This window comes from Flavobacterium sp. (assembly GCF_035456225.1).
Lineage (GTDB): Bacteria > Bacteroidota > Bacteroidia > Flavobacteriales > Flavobacteriaceae > Flavobacterium.
On record NZ_DATIDM010000008.1, the window covers coordinates 1 to 18,948 of the forward strand.

Annotated in this window: 17 protein-coding genes and 1 pseudogene; 12 read left to right on the forward strand and 6 right to left on the reverse strand. The window is 37.6% G+C overall.

The annotated features are described in order from the left end of the window. From VLB74_RS00340 to VLB74_RS00355, 4 genes and pseudogenes are all read right to left on the reverse strand, one after another. Positions 1-198: pseudogene (locus VLB74_RS00340) on the reverse strand (DNA-3-methyladenine glycosylase family protein); the annotation flags it as partial. Further along, positions 198-2,678 carry a DUF5686 and carboxypeptidase-like regulatory domain-containing protein gene (locus VLB74_RS00345; RefSeq protein WP_325201483.1) on the reverse strand — a complete coding sequence of 827 codons (2,481 nt, stop codon included), beginning with the start codon at positions 2,676-2,678 and terminating at the stop codon, positions 198-200. The pseudogene VLB74_RS00340 and the gene VLB74_RS00345, both read right to left, overlap by 1 nt. A 147-nt stretch (positions 2,679-2,825) precedes the next feature. Next, complete coding sequence (locus VLB74_RS00350) at positions 2,826-3,803, reverse strand: pyruvate dehydrogenase complex E1 component subunit beta (RefSeq protein WP_325201484.1); 978 nt, start codon at positions 3,801-3,803, stop codon at positions 2,826-2,828. A 282-nt stretch (positions 3,804-4,085) separates the two neighbouring features. Further along, complete coding sequence (locus tag VLB74_RS00355; protein WP_325201485.1) at positions 4,086-5,945, reverse strand: hypothetical protein; 1,860 nt, start codon at positions 5,943-5,945, stop codon at positions 4,086-4,088. Positions 5,946-6,351: 406 nt separating this feature from the next. On the opposite strand from VLB74_RS00355, the gene VLB74_RS00360 reads away from it, so the two are divergent. The 8 genes from VLB74_RS00360 to VLB74_RS00395 all read left to right on the forward strand — a co-directional run bounded on the left by VLB74_RS00360 (position 6,352) and on the right by VLB74_RS00395 (position 13,313). Next, positions 6,352-7,545 (forward strand): T9SS type A sorting domain-containing protein, encoded by a 1,194-nt coding sequence (locus tag VLB74_RS00360; protein ID WP_325201486.1) that lies wholly within the window; start codon positions 6,352-6,354, stop codon positions 7,543-7,545. Positions 7,546-7,833: 288 nt separating this feature from the next. Next, on the forward strand, positions 7,834-8,580 hold the full coding sequence (locus tag VLB74_RS00365) for an electron transfer flavoprotein subunit beta/FixA family protein (protein WP_325201487.1): 747 nt from the start codon (positions 7,834-7,836) through the stop codon (positions 8,578-8,580). Positions 8,581-8,652: 72 nt separating this feature from the next. Continuing rightward, positions 8,653-9,621, forward strand: coding sequence for an electron transfer flavoprotein subunit alpha/FixB family protein (locus tag VLB74_RS00370; protein ID WP_325201488.1), 969 nt, complete (start codon positions 8,653-8,655; stop codon positions 9,619-9,621). A 273-nt stretch (positions 9,622-9,894) separates the two neighbouring features. Continuing rightward, positions 9,895-10,524 carry a bifunctional nuclease family protein gene (locus tag VLB74_RS00375; protein ID WP_325201489.1) on the forward strand — a complete coding sequence of 210 codons (630 nt, stop codon included), beginning with the start codon at positions 9,895-9,897 and terminating at the stop codon, positions 10,522-10,524. 102 nt (positions 10,525-10,626) lie between these two features. Continuing rightward, positions 10,627-11,451, forward strand: a complete 825-nt coding sequence (locus tag VLB74_RS00380) for a thymidylate synthase (protein ID WP_325201490.1) — start codon at positions 10,627-10,629, stop codon at positions 11,449-11,451. 31 nt (positions 11,452-11,482) lie between these two features. Then, positions 11,483-12,430 (forward strand): energy transducer TonB, encoded by a 948-nt coding sequence (locus VLB74_RS00385; protein WP_325201491.1) that lies wholly within the window; start codon positions 11,483-11,485, stop codon positions 12,428-12,430. A 59-nt stretch (positions 12,431-12,489) separates the two neighbouring features. Next, on the forward strand, positions 12,490-12,828 hold the full coding sequence (locus VLB74_RS00390; protein WP_325201492.1) for a 2TM domain-containing protein: 339 nt from the start codon (positions 12,490-12,492) through the stop codon (positions 12,826-12,828). Next, the gene (locus VLB74_RS00395; protein ID WP_325201493.1) at positions 12,828-13,313 is read left to right on the forward strand and encodes a dihydrofolate reductase; all 486 of its coding nucleotides are present in this window, start codon (positions 12,828-12,830) and stop codon (positions 13,311-13,313) included. The genes VLB74_RS00390 and VLB74_RS00395 overlap by 1 nt, the downstream gene beginning before the upstream one ends. A 74-nt stretch (positions 13,314-13,387) precedes the next feature. Here VLB74_RS00395 and VLB74_RS00400 read toward each other — a convergent pair whose 3' ends face one another. Beyond that, the gene (locus tag VLB74_RS00400) at positions 13,388-13,705 is read right to left on the reverse strand and encodes a hypothetical protein (RefSeq protein ID WP_325201494.1); all 318 of its coding nucleotides are present in this window, start codon (positions 13,703-13,705) and stop codon (positions 13,388-13,390) included. Positions 13,706-13,924: 219 nt separating this feature from the next. Between VLB74_RS00400 and ubiE the strand changes: the two genes are divergently transcribed. Both ubiE and porT read left to right on the forward strand, forming a co-directional pair. Further along, positions 13,925-14,656, forward strand: a complete 732-nt coding sequence (gene ubiE, locus VLB74_RS00405; RefSeq protein ID WP_325201495.1) for a bifunctional demethylmenaquinone methyltransferase/2-methoxy-6-polyprenyl-1,4-benzoquinol methylase UbiE — start codon at positions 13,925-13,927, stop codon at positions 14,654-14,656. Between the two features lies 1 nt (position 14,657). After that, on the forward strand, positions 14,658-15,362 hold the full coding sequence (gene porT, locus VLB74_RS00410; protein WP_325201496.1) for a type IX secretion/gliding motility protein PorT/SprT: 705 nt from the start codon (positions 14,658-14,660) through the stop codon (positions 15,360-15,362). A gap of 20 nt (positions 15,363-15,382) precedes the next feature. Here the strand turns inward: porT and VLB74_RS00415 are convergent, their stop codons facing one another. Further along, a complete protein-coding gene (locus VLB74_RS00415; RefSeq protein ID WP_325201497.1) occupies positions 15,383-16,111 on the reverse strand; it encodes a TrmH family RNA methyltransferase in 729 nt (242 codons plus the stop codon). Between the two features lie 36 nt (positions 16,112-16,147). On the opposite strand from VLB74_RS00415, the gene tamL reads away from it, so the two are divergent. Together tamL and VLB74_RS00425 are read left to right on the forward strand one after the other, a co-directional pair. Next, positions 16,148-18,712: a translocation and assembly module lipoprotein TamL gene (tamL, locus tag VLB74_RS00420; protein ID WP_325201498.1), complete on the forward strand. Its 2,565-nt coding sequence runs from the start codon at positions 16,148-16,150 to the stop codon at positions 18,710-18,712. A 46-nt stretch (positions 18,713-18,758) separates the two neighbouring features. Then, the coding region (locus VLB74_RS00425; protein ID WP_325201499.1) for a class II fructose-bisphosphate aldolase at positions 18,759-18,948 on the forward strand (190 nt) is incomplete at its 3' end.

The window sequence follows — 18,948 nt, forward strand, 5'->3', positions numbered from 1 at the left end:
TAAAAAATCAGGGAGTGTCTTTTTAATTTTATTGAATGTCGCTTTGGCCGAGTCAATGGAAACCTGTTGCTCTAAAATCAGCAGACATAACGTCTCGAATCCGGGCGGTCGCTGCACAAAAGTCGGCTCACCATATAATGTCACTATCTTTTGAAACTTATCTTCATTTTTAAGAAGATGCGCAATGGCATTTTTCATTAGAAATAGAATCCGAAGGAGCCTTTAACTGCAAATTTGTTAGCATCGGGAACATTCAGGTAATTTCCTCTCCAGCAAAAATCCAGACGGAAACATTTGAAAATATTCCCAATCCCGGCGTGATATTCCCAATATCCATCTTCAGGAGCGCGGTATTCCAATCCGGAAGCGTTAATTGCGATATTTTCATCCGAAATCTTACCGACGATCCCTTTAACTCCAACTATCTCGCGCCAGTTCAACTTACGGAGTAAAGGCACTCTTGAAAAAATCCTTCCGTTAAAATGATGTTCCAAATGAAACGAAGCGTACTGATCTACCAGAAACTCATAGTACTGCAGGTTACTGAACGTATTTTCTATCTGGAACCAGGATTGGTTACCGGGAACAACGCCCATCAATCCTAAAGGAACTCCACCATATATTTTTCCGAGCTCCATAGTAGTGAACAAACGGCCAAATCCTCCAATAAGAACGGGCTGTCTGTAATAAAACTGAAGTTTCCTGTAATTGAAATCGCTGTCGAGAACGCCTTCAAAACCGTGACTGTAGTTCGCAAAAACCCTGGGGAAATTATAATCCACCACCAGTCTTTCCACGCCGTGCCCAATCGTTTTTCTCCCTGGCGTATAATCAACCCTGAATTCGACTTCAGACTGTTTTACTTCACTCTGAATATTTCCATTGGCATCGTAATAATCCAGACTGAACTGATCCGAAGCCGATTTTAAAGTTCTGTAGGTTAGTCCTGCTTCAACCGTCAAGTTCTTGGCCACTTCCATTTCCGCCGATAACATCGACAAATTAATGGACGTCAACTTATTATTTGTCCCTGTCGAAAACAAGGAACTCGATGCAAAACTTCGTCCTAAAACGTCATTGGTTGTAGTTAAACTTACCCCAATCTGCTCGACATCTCTTCGATGCCCTGCTGATAGTATCAATCTGTTTTTTTTATTTACCAGCCACTTCCCGGAGATACCATATTTGAATTGGTCGTCTTTTAAACCATAAGCAACGAATCCTTCAACGCGCCATGGGTCATTCGGCCCAAAATAAGTTCTTCCGCCGGCACGTAAGCGCAAACCCTCCACATCGTTATATCCGAAAGAAGAAAAAATAGGCCCGTAGTCAAATTTGTACTTCGGTATATTTATGTATCCGCTGGCCAGAATCGTTGCTAGGTTATAAATCCGCTTGAATTTCGGAATCGTGTTTAACGTATCCAGAAGCCCATAAATCCCTTTCTCATTCTTATTGAGGTTCTCAAAACGGTTTTCTTCCCAGAATTCATCCGATTTATTATAAACCTCACCATCGAAAGCATCTATTTCCACTTTATAGAATTTATCGTCTTTCGGAATGTTGAATTTGTGATTTCTGACCAATGTGGTACGTTTGCCATATACCCCTTTAGATTTTTCTTTTTTGGAGAAGCTAAAATCCGACATCATATGATCCCTTGTTAACAAAAAAACCGAATCATTAAGCACTTCGAATTCCTGTTCGATGTAAATCTCCTTTACCCAGTTGATGTTGGCACTTTTGCTGGCCTCCATGTTTATTCTCTTGATAGCAAACGTGGTATCGTTAACCCAAAAATCCCCTTTAAAAGTCAGCTCATTCTTTCTTCTCGGATAAAAGATGATGTTGTAGCACCATTTATTATCTATAAAAGCACTGTCGGACAACACATAATTATACACATTGATCCCGGTGCGTGAAAGCGGGCTTACGAAATCCTTGTCAAAAAACTTAAGGTAGTTATTATAGATATCATAATCAGCATACAGGTCTTTAATAAAAGTGCTTACGCCGTCCCCGGATCCTAAACCGGAATTCTTATTAGCCTTTACGATTTCTTTCTTTTTGCCTTTAACATTATCAGCATAAACCTCGCTGAGGGTTTCATTTATGAATATGGGCAGGAACGCTTTTCCTGTCACTCTTGAAGTATCGATTCGGTCCCAAATAAATTCCATCCCCTCAAAAATCTTATTGGCTTTGAATGCGCTGTCGATGGAGTTCAGGTCGAATTCCACTTTTTCGTATTTATCATACTGATACTGATCGAACATATGCAAACCATTCTTGCGCCTGCGCTCCCAAATTTTCCGAAGAATGTCAATAGCCGGATTATTCTTTTTGGATGTTTTCCCGGTATAAATTTTAACCTCCTGCAATTGGTTGTCTGGCTTGATGGTGATTTTCATATCCAAATCAACCGATTTTGTCAGGGTAATTTCCACAGCCTTATAGCCTACGAAAGAAGCGACAAGTATTTTATACGTTTTATCGGACTGAAGATAAAACCGTCCATTTTCATCAGAAACGATTCCTTCCGTAGAACCTTTGAAATACACATTGGCATAACCCATAGGCTGGTTGTTTTCATCATAAACCACTCCGCCCACCTTTGTTTGTGCTGACATGCTGATATAAAAAATACAAAAACTTAAAACCAGTAAAAATTTCTTCATACACCTCAAAAAAAAACTTCATCAGTAATTTACTGATGAAGTTTCAAATATACTAAATAGATTTTTAGATTTTTGGACTATTTAGATTTTTAGATGATTTATCGTTCAACAAATCAAAATATCTAATATTCTAAAAAATCTTACAATCTATTTATACATTACTTTTTTAACCGCCTTGATCACATCTTCCGAATTAGGCAACCACTCTTTCAATAAAGTTGGCGAGTACGGAGCCGGCGTATCGGCAGTGGTGATTCTTTGAACAGGCGCATCAAGGTAATCAAATGCTCTTTCCTGAACCATATATGTAATTTCAGAAGCAACTGAAGCAAATGGCCACGCTTCTTCCAATACAACCAAACGATTTGTTTTCTTAACGGAATTGATGATAGTATCATAATCCATCGGGCGAACCGTTCTCAAATCGACAATCTCACAAGAGATACCTTCTTTTGCCAATTCTTCTGCGGCAGCGAAAGCCTCTTTGATGATTTTACCGAAAGAAACGATAGTCACATCGGTACCTTCACGCTTAACATCGGCAACCCCTAATGGAATCGTATAATCACCTTCAGGCACTTCTCCTTTATCACCGTACATTTGCTCTGATTCCATGAAGATTACCGGATCGTTGTCACGAATAGCCGATTTCAACAAACCTTTCGCATCATATACATTTGAAGGAACAACCACTTTTAATCCCGGAGTGTTCGCAAACCAGTTTTCAAAAGCCTGGGAGTGCGTTGCTCCTAACTGACCTGCAGAAGCTGTAGGCCCACGGAACACCATCGGCATTGGGAATTGTCCGGCCGACATCTGACGCATTTTTGCAGCGTTATTAATAATCTGGTCGATACCTACCAATGAGAAGTTGAACGTCATGAATTCCACTATCGGACGGCATCCATTCATAGCAGAACCAACTGCGATTCCGGCAAAACCTAACTCGGCAATCGGTGTATCGATAACCCTTTTCGGTCCGAATTCATCCAACATTCCCTTTGATGCTTTGTAGGCACCATTATATTCTGCAACTTCTTCACCCATTAAATATACCGATTCGTCGCGACGCATTTCTTCGCTCATCGCCTCACAAACCGCTTCTCTAAACTGTATCGTTCTCATGTATTTTTCTTTATCCAAAAATTATTGAAAGGCAAAAATAAAAATTTTAAATCAGTTATTGACAATATACTAATTATAATGATAGAAATATTTTAAAAATTGGAGTTTAAAATTAATCCCTTATATGCATTCACCATATTTGAAGAACTTTTATATGTTTTTTTAAAATGCAATAAAGGCAAAAATGAACTGAAGTTAAGAGAGTTTGTTTTTTTTAAACATAAAAAGCCCAAGCTTCACCTTGGGCTTTTTATGTTATTATGGTGTATTGTTACAATGCAATTATTGTCTAATCAACTTAAATTGATATCCACGATCATTAATATAAATTGTATCCTCATCATCTTTAATGATAATATTTAGGGAAGAACTGCCTGGATTTGTTTCATTTAAATTGTAGCCTTGACAATAAGGATCGCCCGGTGTTGTACAAGTTTGCTGTCCATCATTATTGAAAAATGGTGTACACGTTTCACTAACTTGATTAGTGTAATTATAAGATACAAATTTCGAACCATTAAGCTGAATAGTAGGTATCGAGGTTAAAGTTGCAGCATAAGTATAGATATTCGAGTATGAGCACTGGGTTTCGCCCCATGAAGCATCACAAAATTGTCCTGAAGTTTGTTTTGAATAACCCATACTAAAACCATTTGCTGTAAAAATGACGCTACTTGGAAAAGTTAATGTGGTTGTATGATTTCCAGTATATACATTAAATGGCCCTGTACAAGTATTTTCAAAAGTTTCTGAACTAATATACGAACTATAAATACCTGTTGCTGAATTATATGTCCCGGGAGCACCATATCCAACAATTGACCAATTCCCTACAAGCGAAACATCATTTGTCCCTGCAACTGTTATCGGAAACTTCCCAGAAAACGAACTAAACTCATCACTGTAACTGTAGTTCAAGAACGATTCTACGGGCAATGACGACGGAGTTCCGATAATTTTTATTTTTAAGTTTAGTTGTCCATCGCTTTGTAAAGACGAGGAAACCAATTCAAGATTTGGATCGTTAACACTTAATTGAAGGCTGTTGAAGATTTCCTGAGTAACAACTTCATTTTCAGCAGGGCTTGAAGCAGGAAGCTGCTCTAAAGGTACTAAATCGAAATCAAAAAAAGGATTATTATCGTTAAGCCATTGAAGTTGGACATTAACTTTATTAGCATAATAGTTATACCTGTTTTGATCGTTAAAAAACGATACAACTCCAGATTGTGTTTTATTAGAATCACTTGCAATCAGGCTTCTTTCCGAAGTTTCCAAATCCAATGTTGTCATAACATCGCTTTGAAATAGAACTTCTGTTCTAGAAGAATTATTGCCATTCCTGTCAGTTGTACCCATAATAGAGTTAACAACAAGATTAACTGTGTTTAGTTTTCTTTCCTCCAGTTCTTCATGAAATTGTTTAGCTTTTTCAAATGCAACATAAGCCACTACAGCACCCAAAGCTTTTGTTGCGGGTTCGCCAAACAAAACGGCAAAACTTCCTCCTACAACAGCTATACACGCCAAACTGTGTTTTGCCAAAAGCGTAATATCCGACGCTGTAATACTTTTTCCGGTTACATCACTATAATCATACAGCAAAATTTTGTCGAATTGGACTTTATTTGCTTTATACAAAACAGCCATCTCCATTTTTTCGTCTTCACTTGCATTTGTATAATAGTCGTTAAAACTATTTAAAGAATTTTGAATTGCAACCGACTCTGCTGAAGCATCTAATGTAGATTCAAAAGTGTCAAGATTAGTAAAGAATGGTGCTAATGTAGCTTCAGGGGTTTCGGTAAGTTGAGTGTTTTTCACATCATAATGTACCGTTGCGCCAAGCGTTGGAATAACTAAATCCTGTAATCCTACTATTGATGAATAAGGCACTAAAAACGATAGTTTGCCATCTTCTGATTTCATCAAAGTAATTGGAGTGCCTCCAAGTGTTCCTTGATATTCGTTTTCGGATAATGTTGCCCCACCTAAAGAAACCGTTACCACTTGCGAACGAAAAATTTCCCCACCATTTTGGTCAATTGGTTGTGATGTATCAGCCTCGTCTTTTGAACAAGCTACTATAACAGCCAAAGCAGCAATAATTAAGAATAGACTTTTAAGTAGATGTTTTTTCATACTTTAATTATTAAGAATTTTCACAAAGATAGAACATTCTTTGAATTACAACCTCGTCAAATTCAGCATTATTACCATTAGTTTTCAACACTTTAAAAATTACTTTTTACTTTTTTGCTTTAAAAAAAAGCCCCCCTTAAGACAACAGAACCTAATGCAAAATCTTCGACAAAACCGATAATTATCATATTTATCCGTTGAAAAAGGGTGCACAAAAAAAAGAAAGTTTTTCTCAAAAACCGAAAAGCACAAAAAAAAGAAACAAAATACTGATTAACAATATTTTATAAAAAATTTAATTGGAAAATTCCTCGTTTTCAAGCATCTCTTTTCATGTTAATTTTCTAACTTTGTTAATCCAGAAAATACCACATCATAAAAGGCGTTAATTCAAACTTATTTTTTTATGAAAAAAGTATTACTCATTCTGATCACTGCCCCACAGTTCCTTATTGCTCAAACAACATTAATTCCGGATCCTAAGTTTGAGGAAAAATTGATTGCTTTAGGTTACGATGCCCCTCCCGTTAACGGTTCTGTACCTACAGCCAACATAGATGACATTACCGATTTAGATCTTTCATTATCACAAATCACAAACCTAACAGGTATCGAAGCCTTCACATCGTTAACGTATTTGAATTGTTCCAGTAATAGCTTAACAAATCTCAATGTAAGCAGCTTAACACTCCTTCAGGAATTGGAGTGCGACGGGAATGCATTAACAGCTTTGAATGTAACAGCAAATACAAGCCTGCATTACCTTGAAGCTTATAGCAACCAACTCACCGCCATTAATCTCTCCCAAAACCCTGACCTAACATATATAGGACTGGATGACAACAACTTAACCACCTTGGATATCTCATTAAATACAGACATAATAGAGTTACATTGTGGAGGAAACCCATTAGGAACATTAAACCTCGGGCAAAATGTAAACCTGAAAATTTTAGATGTATACCAAACCAATTTAAGTTCCATCAATGTAAGCATGCTCACAGGACTCGAATTTTTAGGATTGACAGGAAACAACCTAACCTCCATTGACTTATCACAAAATGCAGCATTGCAGGAATTACGGATAAGCGACAACCTGTTGACCTCTCTGTCAATTGCAACCTGCCCTTTGTTAACCAAAATCAAATGTCAATTCAACCAACTTACCACACTTGACTTAAGAAATGGCAACAACATGAATTTTGTATTACTCCCAGACTATGGAGCTGCAAACAACCCAGGTTTAAGTTGTATTAGCGTAGACGACCCCGCTTATTCAGCCACAAATTGGGGAACCGCATTTCACCCGACCGCAACTTATTCGGCAAATTGTCTTCTCAACACAAACTCTAATTTGATGCAAGCCTTCACAATATACCCTAACCCTTCCAACGGAAAAGTTTTTATCAATACGCCGGATTTAATCAACATAAATCAAATAACGGTTTTCGACCTAAATGGAAGAATCATCAGACAGGTCAAACCAACAGGCATATCTGAACAAACCGAACTGGATTTGACTGGAATCGGACAAGGCGTTTATTTAGCATCAATTGAATCAGAAGAAGGTAAATTAAATGCTAAAATCATCTTAAAATAAACACACCTGCAACACAACCAACAAAAGACCGCTTCCATAAACCGGCGGTCTTTTCTTTTTACAGCCTTTTCGATGAACCTGTCATAAAACCCATACTGACAAAACCATTTCTGGATAAAAATTTCGCAACCAAAACCACACTACCCCCGTTCTTTTTACATTTTATCGGAATATTTTTTCAAATTACTGACAAATTCACAATTAATATGCGTGCATACTATTTTATTTGAAATATTTGCTTAAATTCGTCCCTTGAAATTGAAATATCAACTTTATACTTTTATAAAAATGAAAATATTAGTTTGCATCAGCCACGTACCTGATACTACTTCAAAAATTAACTTCATTAACGGAGATTCAGAATTTGATACCAACGGTGTTCAGTTTGTAATCAACCCTAATGACGAATTCGGTTTAACAAGAGCCATCTGGTTCAAAGAGCAACAAGGCGCTAACGTAACCGTGGTGAACGTTGGAGGTGCTGACGCAGAAGCTACTTTAAGAAAAGCATTAGCCATTGGTGCTGATGAAGCAATCCGCGTAAACGCTAATCCTACAGACGGTTTCTTCGTTGCCAAACAGCTTGCTGAAGTGGTAAAAAACGGAGGTTATGATTTAGTAATTGCCGGTAAAGAATCATTGGATTATAACGGAGGAATGGTTCCGGGAATGCTTGCTGCATTGACAGGAAACGATTTCGTAAACTCTTGTATCGGATTAGACATCAACGGAACAACTGCTAAAGCGGTTAGAGAAATCGACGGCGGTAAAGAAACCATTTCTGCTAACTTACCATTGGTAATCGGCGGGCAAAAAGGTTTAGTGGAAGAAAAAGATCTACGCATCCCGAACATGAGAGGCATTATGACCGCGAGAACAAAAGCACTGACCATTTTAGAACCGGTTGGAGCAGATAACACTACCAAAGCCGTTAAATTCGAAAAACCAGCTGCAAAATCTGCAGTAAAATTGGTTAGCCCGGATAACTTAGACGAATTAATCAACTTATTACATAACGAAGCGAAAGTAATTTAATCCGAAATTAAAAATTACGAATTACGAAATTTTTGAATCATTAAATCTTTCAATTTTTAAATACTGAAAATCATGTCAATTTTAATATACGCTGAATCAGCAGAGGGAAAATTTAAAAAAGTAGCTTTCGAGTTGGCTTCATATGCTAAGAAAGTTGCTGAAATGATGGGAACAACCGTAACAGCTGTTACAGTAAACGCAGGTGATGTTTCCGATTTATCAAAATACGGAGTAGACAAAGTATTAAAAGTATCTAACGATAAATTAGCGGCTTTCAACGCAAAAGCTTATGCTGATGTTATCAAACAGGCTGCTCAAAAAGAAGGAACGAAAGTTGTTGTTTTATCTTCTACAACAGACTCTTTATACTTGGCTCCACTTGTTGCAGTAGGCTTAAATGCAGGTTACGCTTCTAACGTAGTGGCATTACCGGAAAGTACTTCACCATTTGCAGTAAAAAGAAACGCATTCTCAAACAAGGCTTTCAACATCACTGAAATCACTACGGATGTTAAAGTATTGGGAATTGCTAAAAATTCATACGGAATCAAAGAATCAGCTTCATCATTGACGGAAGAAGATTTCGCTCCTTCATTAAACGATGCTGACTTCTCGGTAAAAATCGAATCAGTAGAAAAAGTAACCGGAAAAGTAACTATTGCCGATGCTGAAATTGTAGTTTCTGCAGGTCGTGGATTAAAAGGTCCAGAAAACTGGGGAATGATCGAAGAATTAGCTTCTGTTCTTGGAGCAGCGACAGCTTGTTCAAAACCAGTATCTGATTTAGGCTGGAGATCTCACAGCGAGCACGTGGGACAAACAGGAAAACCTGTAGCGGCTAACTTGTACATCGCTATAGGTATTTCAGGAGCAATCCAGCACATTGCAGGAATCAACTCTTCCAAAGTAAAAGTTGCCATCAACACAGATCCGGAAGCTCCTTTCTTCAAAGTGGCTGATTACGGAGTGGTTGGGGATGCTTTCCAGGTAGTTCCGCAATTAATCGAAAAATTAAAAGCTTTCAAAGCGGCGCAACACTAAAATTCCGCGCTCATATAATTACAAAAAGCCATCTGAAAAAACAGGTGGCTTTTTTATTTTATGAAGCAAAAGTTTTTCGTTACTTTGCAAAGAGTTTTTCTTTTCTGACCCTTATTTCTTACTTTCGGTACAGATGCAGCAGTGTCAATCAACAGAAGAACATAATTATATCGTATTTTTTCAATTTATTGGTATAATTGACGTAATTTAGTGTCATCCATAGCTATTAACAAACTAAGAACTTTGTGCCTCAGTGCCATAGTGGCTAAAAATATGAGTTTAGTAAAACTGACTATAAAGGGAATTTCGTACAGCCAGACTCAAAATGGCGCTTATGCACTGATTTTAAATGAGGTGGATGGGGAAAGAAAACTACCTATTGTTATCGGAGCATTCGAAGCACAGTCCATTGCAATAGCATTGGAAAAAGAAATTCGTCCGCCCAGACCTTTAACGCACGATTTGTTTAAAAATTTTGCCGATCGTTTTGACATTGTGGTAAAACAGGTCATCATTCACAAGTTAGTTGACGGCGTTTTCTTTTCCAGCATTATCTGCGAAAGAGACCGCATTGAAGAAATAATAGACGCCAGAACTTCGGACGCTATCGCTTTGGCTTTACGCTTCAACGCGCCGATTTTTACCTATAAAAACATTTTGGACAAAGCCGGAATTTATCTGAAAATAAACCCAACCGAAGAAGGTAAATCACCGGAGGAAAGTAATGATCCGTTGGAAAACCCGGAAACATTCGGACTGGTAGGCGAAGAAAAAGTAACAGGCGAATCCTATTCTCAATATTCTTTGGCAGAACTTTACGAACTTCTTGAAGGAGCAGTTCAGAATGAAGACTACGAAAAAGCGGCCAAAATCAGAGACGAAATTTCGAAAAGGGAATCATAGCCAGACGGCAATTGCAGTATTCAGTCCCAACAACTATCGGGAGCAGAAAGCAGTCGCAACAATCCGAATAACCAAATAAACGTATCGACGAATACACAAGCAATGAAACAATATTTAGATTTAGTAAAGCACGTTTTAGAAAACGGAAATCAGAAAGGAGACAGAACAGGAACCGGCACAAAAAGTGTTTTCGGCTATCAGATGCGTTTTGACCTAAACGAAGGCTTCCCGATGGTGACCACTAAAAAACTTCACCTAAAATCTATCATTTATGAATTGCTTTGGTTTTTGAAAGGCGATACCAATATTGGCTATCTAAAAGAAAACGGTGTTCGAATCTGGGATGAATGGGCAGACGAAAACGGCGATTTAGGCCCTGTTTACGGTCATCAGTGGCGCAACTGGAACAGTGAGGAAATCGATCAGATCCAGGAACTTATCGACACCTTGAAAAGAAACCCGAACAGCCGACGCATGCTGGTTTCAGCATGGAACCCTTCCGTTTTACCGGATGATAAAAAATCGTTTTCAGAAAATGTGGCCAACGGAAAAGCGGCCCTGCCTCCCTGTCATGCCTTTTTTCAGTTTTATGTAGCCGATGGAAAATTGTCATGTCAGTTATACCAAAGAAGTGCGGATATTTTCTTAGGGGTTCCGTTCAACATTGCCTCTTATGCGCTATTCACGATGATGGTTGCTCAGGCTTGTGATTTGCAGCCGGGAGAATTCATTCATACTTTTGGTGATGCCCACATTTACAACAACCACATCGAACAGCTGGAATTGCAACTTACCCGCGAACCGAAACCGCTTCCGAAAATGCTTTTGAATCCCGATGTAAAAAACATCTTCGATTTCAAATTTGAAGATTTCACTTTAGTGGATTACGACGCGCACCCGCACATTAAAGGACAGGTCGCTATTTAATTAATCAACACACATTCAACACTTCATTACAATGAAACAATTTTTATTGGCGGTTTTTCTATGCCTTTTTTCAACCGTTTTTTATGCCCAGAAAGACAAAACCATTTATTTGGACTCTATCGGAAAAGAAACCGAATATGACAATCATATGACATACCTGGTTATTAAAGATTTTCACAAAGAAATAAAACAATATAATATTTACGAATATTACAAATCGGGCAAATTAAAATCGGAAGGAGTTTGCAACAACAAATGGTCCAGAATCAAAGAAGGGATATATAACCGCTATTATGAAAACGGAAATTTGCAATCACGCACTATGTATGACAATGGATTACCTTATGGTGATTTTACGTTCTGGCATGAAAACGGAAATAAAAGCACCGAGGGAGAATATTTGATTTTTGAAGATGGAGAAGGAAAAAAAACATCTAAATTATTTGTAAAAAATTACTGGGACGAAAACAACACTCAAAAAGTTTTCAATGGAAACGGCGCCTACACTGAAATTGCCGATTTAGAAACTGGAAAAGGAGAAGTCCTAAATGGATTTAAAAACGGTCTTTGGGAAGGTTATTCAAAAATTGGCAGACTATCTTTTAAAGAACACTACAAAAAAGGCGAATTAACAGAAGGGACTTCAACTGACTCTTTAAATAATACTTACACATATAAAAACGTTGAAGTTCAGGCAATGCCCAAGAAAAGTATGCAGGATTTCTACAGAAAATTTATATCTAATTTTAATGCACCCGAAGTGAAAAGCCATGTAAAAGAGATAAGAGTCCTACTTGGTTTTGTTATTGAAAAAGATGGCAGTATAAGCGAAATAAAAACAATTCGAAGTGACAATGCCGACTTTGATCAAACTGCAAAAAAAGTGCTTTCCAAAATGGAAAATTGGATTCCAGCCGTCCACAGAGGTAAAACATTGCGATCACAATTTAGCCTCCCAATCACGATAAAGATTAATTAAACCAATCCAATTGGCGATTAAAACAAAAATCTTAACTTTAATTCCGTAAAAATCTATTTATGGAAATCGACCAACATGAATTGTATGAATATGCAAGACAGCGTTTAAAACAAAAAAAACGTCTGTATTTTCATTTTGTCTTATTTTTTATTGGCAGTATTTTTATGATTATAGCCAATAAATTACTCGATGTCAAACCAGAAACCAACTGGTATCAGTGGGGCATAACCATTTGGGGATTTATTTTCGTACTCCATTTCATACGCGTTTTCATTACAGACAGTTTCATGAACAAAAAATGGGAACGGGCGCAGATCGACAAACTGATAATGAAACAGGAGCGCAAACTTGAACAAATCGAAAAAGACTTTAATCAGAAAAACAACCCTTCACAATAATGATTGTATTAATTGCAGCAGCTGCAGAAAATAACGCTTTGGGAAAAGACAATGATTTACTTTGGCATCTTCCCGATGATTTTAAACGATTCAAACAAATAACCACCGGCCATTACATCGTCATGGGAAGGAAAACATTTGAAAGTTTCCCGAAACCATTACCCAATCGGACCCATGTAATCATAACAAGACAGGAAAACTACAAAGTTCCTGAAGGCTGCATTCTTGCCGGATCTCTGGAAGAAGCCGTAAGCGTTTGCCCAACAAATGAGGATATTTTTATCATAGGAGGAGGAGAAATCTACAGCCAATCCATGAAAATTGCCGATAAAATAGAACTTACCCGGGTTTTCACCACTTTGGAAGCAGACACGTTCTTTCCCGAAATCAATTCAGGTGAATGGAAACTAACATTCGAAGAGTTTCATCCCAAAGATGAGAAACACGCTTTCGATTTTTCATTTCAGACGTATATACGCAAATAAAAAACATCCCGATATAAAATACCGGGATGTTCAAACTAACAAACTAAATGTATCTAACTTTTAACGTTTCGGATTTATCCAAGTGAAAGCACCTGATAACATAAAATAAAAATCACCACTGTCAATAATAAACCTGTTATGAATAATATAACATTGGCGAATTTCTGAGAATACATCTCAAAAAAGCCTTTAATACCAAATACCACAAAAGTACTAAAGACAAAAAAAACTAAAATTTCCAAAAACAAATTTAACCCAAAGAACGTTTGCGGCACCCCTGAACCGGCATCGTTTAAAAAAACATTGCCGTTGATGCTTTCCTCAAGAACAAATGAAATTACCAGTGCCAGTAATATCCATTTTATCTCCGACAACAAAAGCTTAGACAACATAGCGGTTTGTTTGTATCATGAGTGTAAAATTGCAACGAATTTCAACACCAAACAATCACCAAAATGGTGTATTTTACGCATCACTAAATTTAGTGATGCTTTAGTTTTCTCTCACATAATGTATAAGAACACCTTCTTGTTAGTGAAATAAATTTACAATTATTTCATTAGATGGATATGATAAAGATTGTATTATCTTTGTACAAATTAATTTAATCGATGAACGACAACATCACTCCATACAAATCATCACAACTAGGTAAAAAACAACAGGTTACACAAATGTTTGACACCATTTCGGGCAATTACGATAATCTAAATCGTGTCATTTCATTCGGGATTGATGTTAAGTGGAGAAGGAATGTTTTAAAACTCATCGACGAAAAAAAACCGAAGAACATTCTTGATATTGCAACCGGAACCGGAGATTTGGCTATCCTTATGGCCAACACCAGTGCAGAGAAAATAATCGGACTGGATATTTCTGCCGGAATGCTGGAAATAGGAAAACAGAAAGTGGCCCAGAAACAGCTTACTGACAAAATAGAAATGGTCTTGGGTGATTCTGAAAAAATCCCTTTCGAAGACAACTATTTCGACGCCATTACCGTAGCATTCGGCGTTCGCAATTTTGAAAATTTAGAATTAGGCCTATCTGAAATACTTCGCGTATTGAAACCCGATGGCCGATTCGTAATCCTTGAAACATCCGTACCTACTAAATTCCCTTTCAAACAAGGGTATAATTTCTATACCAAAAACATCCTCCCGCTTATCGGCAGACTGTTCTCAAAAGACAAAGTAGCTTATTCCTACCTGTCTGAATCGGCATCACATTTCCCATACGGTGAAGCCCTGAACAATATTTTGCGAAAAGTTGGGTTTATAGATGTTAAAGACATGCCTCAAACCTTTGGAGTAGCAACCATTTATTCGGCTTCAAAAAAATAATATGAAAAAATTATTTGTTTTACTTATAATTATCGTTTCGGCAAACAGTTTTGGTCAGCAAGGGATAGGTATGTTCGGCAAGAACCCAATCATCAATCTTGAGAATTTCGACAAACAACGTGTTCATTGGGGGTATTATTTAGGATTCAATTCTTACGATTTCAAGTTTGATTATATCGAACCGGACAAAGACATCGAAGTGCAGACCACGACCGGTTTCAATGTAGGCCTTATAGGAAACCTTCGTCTAATGGAATATATTGATTTGCGATTCGAACCGGGCTTATCCTATACGCAACGAAATTTAGTTTACCCAAATATTGAGGACTCTTTCGACAGGCTTCGTGAAGTAAGGTCAACCTATATCAATTTTCCCTTATTGTTAAAGTTCTCCTCTAAAAGAATTGGAAATTTCCGTCCTTACCTTATTGGAGGGTATTCTAAATCATTGAATATGGGAAGTAATTCCGATTCCAAAGACGACAATTACAACGACAAGTTCCGAATGGAAAAAATGACCTCTAATTATGAGCTTGGATTCGGAGTTGACCTTTATTTTGAATATTTTAAATTTTCACCTTCAATCAGAGGGGTCTTTGGTATTAATGACGAACTTATCCGTGACAACAATCCGGACAGTCCCTGGACCGGAAATGTAGAATCTATGAAAACCCGCGGAATTTTCATCAATTTTGCCTTCCATTAAGAATTTTCAGTTTTTTATAACTAGTCAAGTCTTTTAAATTCACTCAAGATGATAGCAGTCGCTGTAGCCACATTCAGGCTCTCTGTTTGCTGTAAATCTCCAAAACGCGGTATAGAAAGCCTTCTTTGATTTATTTTTTCTACCATCAGCGAAATCCCGTTGGCTTCATTACCCATTACAAGAATCCCTTCTTTTGGAAGTGCTGTTTTATAAATAGAATCTCCATCCATATAGGTCCCGAAAACCGGAAGTTTGGTTTCAGTCAACAATTTTTCAAGTCCTGTATAAACAACATTGACCCGCGTTATGGAACCCATGGTGGCCTGAACCACTTTCGGATTATAAACATCAACGGTTTCTTCGGAACAGATGATTTGTTTCACGCCAAACCAGTCGCACAAACGCACTATGGTTCCCAAATTCCCCGGATCACGCAGGTCATCAAGGGCAACGATCAATCCTTTTTCCTCAATGGGTTTTTCTTCCGGTATCCGAAACAAAGCCAAACAGGTATTAGGAGTTGTCAAAACCGATATCTTTTTCAATTCTGCCGGGGTTATCAGCGAAAATTTACCTTCCGGTATTCCGGGAAAATCATTCGAAGTACTAAAAATATGCTCAAGCTCAAAATTGGAATTCAGCAATTCCTGTATTACCTTTATCCCCTCAGCAAAAAATAACTGATGTTGTTTTCGGTACTTTTTTTGCTGTAAACTTGTTATTATTTTAATTTGGTTTTTACTAAGCATAAAAAACGTATTTTTGACCGACTTTTTGTTATTGACTTGAAAAAGAATTCTCCAAAAATAGCACTATTATTTGTATTAGGTGCAATTATATACTCCTGCTCTGTTGTTAAAAGGGTTCCGGAAGGCAAACTCCTTTTAACGGACAGCAAAATTTCGGTTAACGACAAAAAAACAAAGCAAGAAACCGTTGTTGATCAGCAATACCAAAAACCAAACAGTTCTTTATTCGGATTTCCGTTACGACTGCGGATGTACAATCTGGCTAAAAAAAATGCGGACTCATCCTATCATGTCTGGCTGGAAAGAAAACCTAACCGTCACAAAAATCTGGCTGCGATACTCTCGGAAAAACAGGTCGAACGACTTGGACAATCTTTTTTGGTTTCCGGCTTGAGCAATTTCCTTAAAAAAAATGGAGAGGCTCCTGTAATAATAGACGATAAAAAAGCACAGAAAACGGCAAACCGCCTTTCTAGTTACTATTTCAACAAAGGGTATTTCAGAACCAAAGTCAACTATAAAATTGACACTTTAAAAAACAAACGAGGCCAGATACAATACCATATCGAAACAGGAAAACCTTTCATAATCGACAGTATCACAAGCACTGTTGAAACTCCGATCCTGGATTCTTTATACCAAAAAATAAAGCATTTATCCTTTATCAAAACAGGAAAACAGTACGACTCCAAAGATTTAATAGACGAAAGAAAACGAATCTCAACTTATTTCAGGGATAATGGCGCCTACAAATTCCAGGAAACCAACATTTCTTATAAAGTCGACACCATCAAAACAGGCTACAAAACCAATGTCGAATTGGTTATAGACAACCAAACCATCAAAGAAAAAGACAGCGATTCATTAATTAAAATCCCTTTCAGACTTTACAAAATAAGCGAAGTGAACGTTTTCACATTCAGCAATTCCGAAAAAGACAAAGTAAAAGTAGCCGACAGTATCACTTATAAAGACATCAATCTTTACAGTTCGGACAAATTAGCTTATCGTCCTAAAGCCATCACCGACGCCATTTTCATATCTAAAGGAAGTTTATTCAGTGACACCGAACGAACACTGACATCGAAATCACTTAACAATCTTCGGATTTTCAATTATCCGACCATTGAATATGTGGAAGATGAGAGGGATTCCACAGGAAATTCACTGATCACCAACATCATCTTAAGGCCTCGAAAAAAATACAGTTGGACACCGGCTATAGACTTTATGCATTCCAATATTCAGGATTTCGGAATTTCGGGAAATATGACATTTTCATGGCGAAACGTCTTCAGAGGGGCAGAAATTTTAGATATTTCAACCCGCGGAAGCATCGGTTCTTCAAAAGACATGGCAAATCCCAAAGGCGTATTTTTTAACATCTCCGAATACGGTGCCGATATTAAACTGACAATCCCAAGGATTTTATTTCCAATAAAAACAGAAAGAATAATCCCTGGATCAATGTTTCCGACGACTACGGCCACCGTTGGTTTTTCACGACAAAGAAATATCGGTTTGGACAAAGAAAATTTCTCCGGAATCATCAACTATAACTGGCTTCCTACAAAAACCAATACGGCTCGGCTCGATCTGCTCAATATTCAGTTCGTTCGAAACCTGAACCCCCAAAACTATTTCAACGTATATGAATCGTCTTATGAGACATTAAATGACTATGCGCAGGTTTACAATACCAATCCCGATAACGTCGACGAGAATGGAGATCTGACCATTGAAGGCGGTGGAGCAGATAATTTCATAAACGATGTTTTAACCGGTCAAACCACTTTGACTCCTGAAGACGAAGCTTATCAGGATATTCGAAGCATCGATGAAAGACAAAACCGTTTAACGGAGAACAACTTAATATTTGCCACTAATTTCACCTATACAAAATCCACCAAAACCGATCTTTTAGACAATTCGTTCAATATTTTCAGAACAAAAATAGAATCTGCCGGGGTTTTTCTTAATGCGTTATCCAATCTTGGAAATGAAAAATTAGGTCCTAATGGAAAAAAAACCTTCCTGGATGTGGAATATTCACAATACATAAAAACCGAGTTCGACTTTATCAAGCATTGGGATTTAGGAAGGAAAAAGGTTTATGCCATGAGAGGCTTCTTTGGAATTGCCATTCCATATGGAAATGCAGACAACGTACCGTTTTCGCGAAGTTATTACGGAGGAGGCTCGAATGACAACAGAGCTTGGGAGTCATATGGTCTGGGACCCGGAACAAGTGGAGGAATCAACGATTTTAACGAAGCCAACATGAAATTGGCCTTCAGTGCCGAATACCGTTTTAACCTTTTCGGAAAATGGAACGCCGCTTTATTTGCCGATGCCGGAAACATCTGGAATATTTGGGACAACGTAGAAGACAAACGATACACCTTCAACGGTTGGGAATCCTTAAAAGACGTTGCTTTGGGCACCGGAATAGGAATCCGTTACGATTTCAACTTTTTCATCGGCCGATTGGATTTAGGATTTAAAACCTATAATCCTGCTAAACCAGACAGCGAGCGTTGGTTTAAAGACATGCGTTTTGACAAGTCGGTTGTAAATATTGGAATTAATTATCCGTTCTAACTATAGAAATTATTACTTTTGTCACCTATAATAAAATTACAACACAATGGCTCACAACATTAAACCCGGAGTAGCTACCGGAGATCAGGTTCAGGAAATCTTTAACTATGCCAAGGAAAAAGGCTTTGCTTTGCCGGCTGTTAACGTAACCGGTTCCAGTACTGTAAACGGTGTTATGGAAACAGCAGCAAAATTAAATGCTCCTGTAATCATTCAGTTTTCTAATGGAGGATGTC